Source organism: Massilia phosphatilytica (assembly GCF_977014125.1).
Map to the genome: position 1 here is coordinate 1 of NZ_CDRNIL010000148.1, position 7793 is coordinate 7793.

8 protein-coding genes and 1 pseudogene are annotated in these 7793 nt (G+C 65.0%); 4 read left to right on the forward strand and 5 right to left on the reverse strand.

Annotated elements, in window-relative coordinates; translation table 11 throughout:
• Window positions 1-910, reverse strand: a pseudogene (locus tag ACWNCF_RS05230) (sodium:solute symporter family transporter); the annotation flags it as partial.
• On the reverse strand, window positions 907-1236 hold the full coding sequence (locus ACWNCF_RS05235; protein ID WP_056447396.1) for a DUF485 domain-containing protein: 330 nt from the start codon (window positions 1234-1236) through the stop codon (window positions 907-909). The pseudogene ACWNCF_RS05230 and the gene ACWNCF_RS05235, both read right to left, overlap by 4 nt.
• 160 nt (window positions 1237-1396) lie before the next feature.
• Between ACWNCF_RS05235 and prpR the strand changes: the two genes are divergently transcribed.
• Window positions 1397-3025: a propionate catabolism operon regulatory protein PrpR gene (gene prpR, locus ACWNCF_RS05240; protein WP_449406282.1), complete on the forward strand. Its 1629-nt coding sequence runs from the start codon at window positions 1397-1399 to the stop codon at window positions 3023-3025.
• An 80-nt stretch (window positions 3026-3105) separates the two neighbouring features.
• On the opposite strand, the gene ACWNCF_RS05245 is transcribed toward prpR, so the two are convergent.
• Together ACWNCF_RS05245 and ACWNCF_RS05250 are read right to left on the reverse strand one after the other, a co-directional pair.
• Window positions 3106-4062, reverse strand: a complete 957-nt coding sequence (locus ACWNCF_RS05245) for a diguanylate cyclase domain-containing protein (RefSeq protein WP_449406283.1) — start codon at window positions 4060-4062, stop codon at window positions 3106-3108.
• 80 nt (window positions 4063-4142) lie between these two features.
• Entirely contained in the window at window positions 4143-4721 is a 579-nt protein-coding gene (locus ACWNCF_RS05250) for a hypothetical protein (protein ID WP_449406284.1), read from the reverse strand.
• A 20-nt stretch (window positions 4722-4741) separates the two neighbouring features.
• Here ACWNCF_RS05250 and ACWNCF_RS05255 point away from each other — a divergent pair, with 20 nt between their 5' ends.
• Both ACWNCF_RS05255 and ACWNCF_RS05260 read left to right on the forward strand, forming a co-directional pair.
• Window positions 4742-5659, forward strand: coding sequence for a hypothetical protein (locus ACWNCF_RS05255; protein ID WP_449406285.1), 918 nt, complete (start codon window positions 4742-4744; stop codon window positions 5657-5659).
• Between the two features lie 101 nt (window positions 5660-5760).
• Complete coding sequence (locus ACWNCF_RS05260) at window positions 5761-5931, forward strand: hypothetical protein (protein ID WP_449406286.1); 171 nt, start codon at window positions 5761-5763, stop codon at window positions 5929-5931.
• A gap of 328 nt (window positions 5932-6259) precedes the next feature.
• On the opposite strand, the gene ACWNCF_RS05265 is transcribed toward ACWNCF_RS05260, so the two are convergent.
• Window positions 6260-7489: a diguanylate cyclase domain-containing protein gene (locus ACWNCF_RS05265; RefSeq protein ID WP_449406287.1), complete on the reverse strand. Its 1230-nt coding sequence runs from the start codon at window positions 7487-7489 to the stop codon at window positions 6260-6262.
• A gap of 124 nt (window positions 7490-7613) precedes the next feature.
• Here ACWNCF_RS05265 and ACWNCF_RS05270 point away from each other — a divergent pair.
• Window positions 7614-7793: hypothetical protein (locus ACWNCF_RS05270; RefSeq protein ID WP_449406288.1), on the forward strand; the 180-nt coding region annotated here is incomplete at its 3' end.

A 7793-nucleotide genomic window follows, 5' to 3' on the forward strand; every position in this document is an offset into this window, starting at 1 on the left:
ACGTATTGCTAAGGTTAAAACGGAGGAGTTAGTTGGATGATCCAGCACCTGGATGTGCGGCAGGCCGGCCGTACCGAACATCAGCGCCATGCCGAGCGAGATGCCGGATATCGGGTCCTTGATGAAGCCGCCCGGGCCCATGATCGCATCATGCTTGGTGTGCACTTCGACGGCCTTGGCGAACAGCGCTTCCGGGCTGAAGTTGTACATGGCCAGCACGGAGAACGCCATGAACGTGGCGCCGGCCAGCAGCATCACGGCCTTGATGATCTGCACCCACGTGGTCGCGGTCATGCCGCCGAACAGCACGTAGACCATCATCAGGATGCCCACGATCACGACGGCGATCCAGTAGTCCAGGCCGAACAGCAGCTTGATCAGCTGGCCCGCGCCGACCATCTGCGCGATCAGGTAGAACAGCACGGTCACCAGCGTGCCCGATGCCGCGAACATGCGCACCGGCTTCTGGGGCGAAGCGGTAGGCGGCCACGTCGGCGAACGTGAAGCGCCCCAGGTTGCGCAGGCGCTCGGCCATCAGGAACGTGATGACGGGCCAGCCGACGAGGAAGCCGATCGCATAGATCAGGCCGTCGAAGCCGTTTGCGAACACGGCGGCGGAAATGCCCAGGAACGAGGCGGCCGACATGTAGTCGCCGGCGATCGCCAGGCCGTTCTGGAAGCCGGTGATGCCGCCGCCGGCCGTGTAGAAGTCGGAGGCGGAGCGGGTGCGCTCGGCGGCCCACTTGGTGATGAACAGGGTGAAGATCACGAACACGACGAACATGCCGATCGCCGTGTAGTTGGTGGCCTGCTTGGTGGCCTGGCCCAGGTCGGGCGATGCGAGCGCGGCGCCGGTGGCGGCCAGCAGGGCCGCGGCGGCGGCACTGCGGATGAGGGTTGTCGTCTTCATGCGCGGACCTTTTCCTTGCCGGCGGCGGCGTTGCGTTGGATGGCATCGGTCAGGGCGTCGAATTCGTTGTTGGCGCGGCGCACGTACATGCCGGTGATCGCGATGGTGAACAGGATCACGAACAGGCCGAGCGGCACGGCCCACGACATGACGCCGGACCCGATCTTGGAGGCCATGAACCCCTTGTCGAACGCGTTCAGCAGCGTGAAGCCGTAGTACACGATCATCACGGCCCAGGTCAGCATCCAGCCGTAGCGGGAGCGGGTCCGGACGAGCTTCTGGTAATTCGGGTCGCTCTTGACCCGCTGGACAATATCATCTTCCACTTTTGTCTCCGTTTTCTAGTCATACGCCGTTCAGGTTGACGGGCTGATATCGATCCTAAGTGGGCCGCCTTACCCGATTCTTACGGCAGGCGGAAATGTTTACGCCCAACAGTTTCAGCATGAAACAAAGATGAAACACCGGTTGCACGTTCGGTTACACTTGCAACATCGAAGTTATCCCACCCGCCCCGCGCCCGCGCCGGACCAGGGCGCCGGCAAGCCCGTGATCTGGACGGTGTCGGTGTCGCGGCTGTCCGACCTGTTCCGCCACATCACCCCCGACTACGACCACCTGGCCCACATCGAAGCGCTGCACCTGGGCTTCGACGAGGCCGCGCGCCACATCCGCGAGCGCATGGCGACCGAACATTGCGACGTCGTGATCGCGGCCGGTTCCAACGCCGCGTACCTGAAGGGACGCGTGTCGGTGCCGGTCGTCGTCGCGACCGCGAGCGGTTTCGACGTCATGCAAGCCCTGGCGCGCGCGCGGCGCATGTCCGCGCGCATCGGCTTCGTCCACTACCAGCGCCCGGTGGCGGAGCTGGCCGAGTTCACGGCCACCTTCAATCTCGCCGTCGAACAACGCACCTATGTGACGGAAGACGACGCGCGCGCCAGCATCGCCGAGCTCAAGGCGGCCGGGGTCGAGGTCATCGTCGGCGCCGGCCTGATCGTCGACCTGGCCGAGGAAGCGGGCCTGACGCCCGTCTTCGTGTACTCGCTCGAATCGATCCGGCGCGCCTTCGACGACGCCCTCGAGATGGCGCGCCTGACCCGGCTCGAAAGCGGCCGCGGACGCCGCGCCGCCGCCGCCGACAGCCGCCGCGCGCGCCGCGGCCTCGCCGACCTGCGCGGCGAATCGCCCGCGATGGAGCGGCTGCGCCAGACCGTCGTGCTGTATGCGCGCTCGCCGGCGACGGTACTGATCCAGGGCGAGACGGGCAGCGGCAAGGAACTCGTCGCCCAGGCCATCCACCGCGAGAGTCCGCGGCGTGGGGCAAACCGGCCGTTCGTCGCCGTCAACTGCGGCGCGATCGCGGAGTCGCTGCTGGAATCGGAACTGTTCGGCCACGAGGAAGGCGCGTTCACGGGCGCGCGCCGCGGCGGCCACGCGGGCCTGTTCGAAGCGGCCGACGGCGGCACGCTGTTCCTCGACGAGATCGGCGAGATGCCGCTCGCGCTGCAGACGCGCCTGTTGCGCGTGCTCGAGGAGCGCGAAGTGATGCGCGTGGGCGGCACGCGCCCGGTCCCCATCGACGTGCGCGTGATCAGCGCCACGCACTGCGACCTCGAGGCGCGCGTGCGCGAAGGCCGCTTCCGCGCCGACCTGTTCTACCGCCTGGCGGTGTTGCGCCTCGCCCTGCCTCCGCTGCGCGAACGCCGCGCCGACATCCCGCCGCTCGCCGAATGGGCGCTCAAGAACGCCCTCGCCGCGCTGAGCGCGCGGCCGCATCCGAACCTGGCGGCGGAAATCGCGGCCTGCGCCCCGCTGTTGCAGTCCTATGCGTGGCCGGGCAATGTGCGCGAACTGCGCAACCTGATGGAACGCCTCGCGCTGTTCCTCGCGGCCGAGCCGCTGCAGGCGCTGACGCCGGCGTTCCTGCTGTCGGTGGCCCCGGAACTCGGCGCGCTGCCGGCCGCGCCCGCGATCGCGCCGGCGCCCGCCGCCCCGGCGCGCGACACCGTGGCCGACGTGCTGGCGCGCTTCGACGGCCAGCGCGACGCGGCCGCGCGCTACCTGGGCATCAGCCGGACGACGTTGTGGCGGAGGCTCAAGGCGAGAAGCTGAAGTCCCGGCCGTTCGCAACCCGCAGTCTCTGCGATCCGGTCGTTAAGTCACCCATGCCGGACGCCGGTTCGATCGGACCGCTACGCCTCGACGTCGCAGAGCCGGTTGCGCCCCGCGGACTTGGCCTGGTAAAGCCGGCGGTCGATCCGGTCGAGGAAGACGCCGGGATCGTCCTGGGCGCCGGGAACGATGGTGCCGATGCCCATGCTGACGGTCACCAGCCGGCCGACGCCCGAGCGGGCATGCGGAATATCCTCCTGCTTCAGCAGCTTGCGGCAGCGCTCGGCCTTGTTGCGGGCGGCTTCCGCGTCCGTGCCCGGCAACAGCAGGACGAACTCCTCGCCGCCGAGACGGGCACACAGGTCGCCCGGATGCGACGCGGCCGCGTCCAGGGCCTGGGCCACGCGTCGCAGGCACTCGTCTCCCTGCACGTGGCCATAGTGATCGTTGTACTGCTTGAAATAATCGATGTCGATGATGACGAGCGACAGCGGGTGCCCGGTGTCGCGCGCCTTGGCCCACTCCACGGGATAGAGCGTGTCGAACATGCGCCGGTTGGCGACGCTGGTCAGGCTGTCGCGGTAGGACAGAAGCTCGAGCTCGCGCTGCAGTTGCAGGATCTTGTCTTCAGCCTGTTTCCGCGCCGTGATGTCGAACATGAAGCCGACCAGCGAGTCGACGCTGCCGTCCGGGCGGCGTACCACATGCACCACGTCCCGGATCCAGACATAGTCGCCCTGGCGCGTGACGGCCCGGTAGTCCGCCTCGTGGTCGACACCGCGCTGCGACTGCGCCACACAGAAATCGACCGTCTTTTGGCGATCTTCCTCGTGGATGCGATCGGCCCAGTCGTTCACGGACAGCCAGCTTGCCGGGCTCCATCCCAGCAGCGCTTCGATTTGCGGACCGATGTAGGTAAAGCGCATCGTGGCCCAGTCGATTCGCCACGGGATCGCCCTGGTCGATTCCAGCAAGGTGCGGTACACGCCGGGATCGTCGCACGCGACGGGCTGGAAAGCGGGAGGTAGAGGCGTCATGACATGTAGGCGGTCGAAATGGCAACCATTGTGTACCGAGCGGACCGTCTTTCGTCAAGAAAAAAAGCGGGGGCTGCGACTCAGCGCCGCCGCGTCAAGGTCCAATAACAGTAAATCGGCATCGTCACACCCAACTGCCCGTCAGGCAGCGGCCTGACCGCCACGCGGTTCGAGTCCCAGCGCATCCAGGAAGGTGTGTTCTGGGTATAGAGCCGGGTGCCGTCTTGTTCGACAAGCCGAATGAATTTCATCGACTCCAGGAAGGATCGAAGCGCATCGCGTGACAGTCCGTCGACGACACCATGCACCGGCACACACATCAAGACTGACGGGAGCATGCCGAAACATGCGCCGATCAATGTGATTTGCAAGTCCTCCCGGTCCATGAGTGAAAACAGCAAAACCAGTTCTCTTAAACACAGGATGCCCGCAACGATGACGGCGATGATTGCCCAGTCACGCACCGAGGCGAGCGGCGCAAATCCGATAGACTGCTTCTGAAAAAAACGCTTCTTCATCATGCTTCCGAAAATACTGAAGTCCGCAGCGTACACGGTTCGGCAGCCCGATAATGCACACAAAGTCACAGCGGCCGCTTTTGGCCGAGAATTGTCTATCCACATTCCGTCAGCCGTTTCGCATTCGACGCCCGACACCACGCGGTGATATTCTCCAGCCCATGCATAACACACCCACCCTGCCCGGCTCGATCGCAGCCATGTCGCTGGCCGCAGTGTTCATCGGCAGCGCGTCTGCCGCCACCCTGTCCGTCGGCCCCGGTAAAACCTTTTCCGCACCGTGCGCCGCCATCGCCGCGGCCCGGGACGGCGACACGATCGAGATCGAAGGCGGCACCACGTACAAGGGCGACGCCTGCAAGATCGCCGGCAACAAGCTGACGATCCGCGGCGTGAACGGCCGCCCGCAAATCGACGCCGCCGGCAAGGAAAACAGCGGCAAGGGCACCTGGGTCGTCGCCGGCAACGATGTCGTCGTCGACAACGTCGAGATGTACGGCGCCAAGGTGGCCGACCAGAACGGTGCGGCGCTGCGCCTGGAAGGCACCAACTTCACGCTGCGCAACAGCTTCCTGCACGATAACGAGAACGGCATACTCAGCAACCGCAACGAGAACAGCGACATACTGATCGAATACACCGAGTTCGGGCACAACGGCTTCGGCGGCGCCGGCCAGACGCACAACCTGTACATCGGCAAGGTCAAGAGCCTGACCTTCCGCTACAACTATTCGCACGATGCGAACGTCGGCCACGACCTGAAGTCGCGCGCAATGACGAACATGATCGTCGTACAGCCGCTTCTCGAGCACGAATCGCCGGGCCAAACAGGCAGCACGGCCGCGGGCCAGCCGTCGCTACGAGATCGACCTGCCGAACGCCGGCACGTCCTACGTCATCGGCAACGTCATCGAGCAGCCCGCCGTCGAACTCAGAATCCGACCATCGTGGCCTACGGCGAAGAAGGCGCGACCAATCATCGGCAGCGACCTGTACGTCGTCAACAACACGTTCCTGAACGATTTGCAGCGGCGGTACGTTCCTGTTCGTCAGCGGCAAGGTTCCGACCCCGGCCCTGATCCAGAACAACATCTTTGCGGGCGTCGGCACGTTCAGCACGCAGGCCACGACGATCGACAAGACCAACTACCGTTCGGCGTTGCGCCGGGCTTCGTCGACCGTGCCAACGTACGACCTGCATCCGACCGCCAGCGCGCTCGTGATCGATGCCGGTTCCGACCCGGGCAAGTCCGCCACGGGCGTGTCGCTGGCGCCGGTCGCGCAATACAAGACGGTCGCCAACGGTGAAGCACGTCCCGGTGACGGGCCAGCTCGACATCGGCGCGTATGAAGCGACGGGCACCGCGGCCGCGGCCGGCACGGCGACCACCTGGACGGCCTGCGGCAACGAAGGCGCCACCTGCACGTTCAGCGGCACCCGCGAAGTCCGCTTCGGCGCCAACGGTGTCTACACGTCGAAAACGATCACCGGCATCGACGCCGTGCACGACCGCCGTGTTCGGCGACCCGATCCACGGCGTCGCCAAGACCTGCAGCTATGCCAGCACGATCACGGCGGCGGCGCCGGCCGCGGCCCGGAAAACCGTGGCTGCCGGCGCCTGGACGCCTTGCGCGGGCGAGGGCGCGATTTGCCAGCTCAGCGGCACCAATCGCGTGCGTTACGGTACCGAAACCGAAAACGTGACCAAGGTATTCACGGGTCCCGTCACCTGCTCGAACGCCAGCTTCGGCGACCCCGCCCACGGTTCGCTCAAGACGTGCAGTTTTCGACCCGGTCGTTGAGCACCCTGGCACCGTGGACGAGCACCGCGCGGCGCGGGATGGGATAACGCCGGTGGGACGCCATTCGCGCCTCCCCTGCTACTCAGAAGAAGGCACTGCCCCCTGCCGTTATCCTTGGCGCGATATAACGCCGTATCCGCCTGCCGGTTCAGCGTCTGCGGATCGATGTCATCGCCTTTGACAAACGTGACGCCGATACTGGTCGAGACCGCCCAGGTGCCGCGGTCGAGTTGCACCGGCTCCGCGAACGCACTGATGATCTTGCCTGCCACGAGCGCCGCTTCCTTGGCGTTCTCCAGGCCTTCAAGCACAACCGTGAACTCATCGCCGGCAAGTCGCGAGACAATGTCCGTGGTCCGGACTGACGCCTTCAATCGACGGCTGAATTCCTGCAGCACGGCGTCGCCGCCGGCATGGCCAAGCGTATCGTTGATCTGCTTGAAGTGGTCGATATCGAGGAACATCAGCGCCAGGCCCCGCCCGGTCCTCTTGCTGCGTTGCAGTGCTTCTTCCAGGCGTTCTTCGTAACTTCTGCGATTCGGCAGGCCGGTCAGCGTATCGCTTCGTGCGAGCCGGCTGAGTTCCTCTGCATGTCGTTTTATCGCCGTGATGTCGGACGTCAAAACATACGCCCCTTCGGTCACACCGTGTTTCGTGTCAGGGATGCCGATGAGTTCAATGTAGCGCGCACCGAACTGCTTGGATGTTTGCCACTCAAACCTTGTGAGCTGGCCCGCCAGCGCGCGCTGCAGTGCGGTCTTTGCTTCCTGGTAAAAGGTTCGTCCGAATGCTTCCTCGACGGTCTTGCCGATCAAGTCGGCCGCCGCGATGCCGAACCATTTCTCGTAGGTGGCGTTTGCGAACTGATAGCGGCAGTCCTTATCGACGTAGGCGATCAGCACCGGAAGAGTGTCCGCGATCGTGCGTAGCAGCCGTTCGCTTGCCTCCAGCCTCCGCTCGGAGTCTTTTAGGTCCGTAACGTCCTTCATGGCGATGACGGCACCAATCTTGCTGCCGTCCTGCGCGTGAAGTGCGCGACCGCTCGCGAACAGGAAGTGCTGGCCGCCGGTCTTTGGCTTGACCATCATCTCGACGTTCTTGACCACCTCGCCTTCCAGGGCACGAAAGAGAGGGATTTGCTCGGGTTGGAAGCCGACCGTTGCCGTCTGCCGTGAACAGGTCGTAATGCAACGCCCATTGGTCCGGCCGAATGGTCTCGGCGGGCAGGCCGTGCAAATCCCGCGCGGCGCGGCCGAAGTAGGTAACCTCCCCGCTTTGCGAGCATACGACAACGCCAACGTCGATCGAGTCCATGACTGCGTTCAGCAGCTCGCGCTCGCGCGCGAGTTCGTCCTCGATTCTTTTACGGTAGGAGATATCCTGGATGAAGAGCGCCGAAGAAGTGTGTCT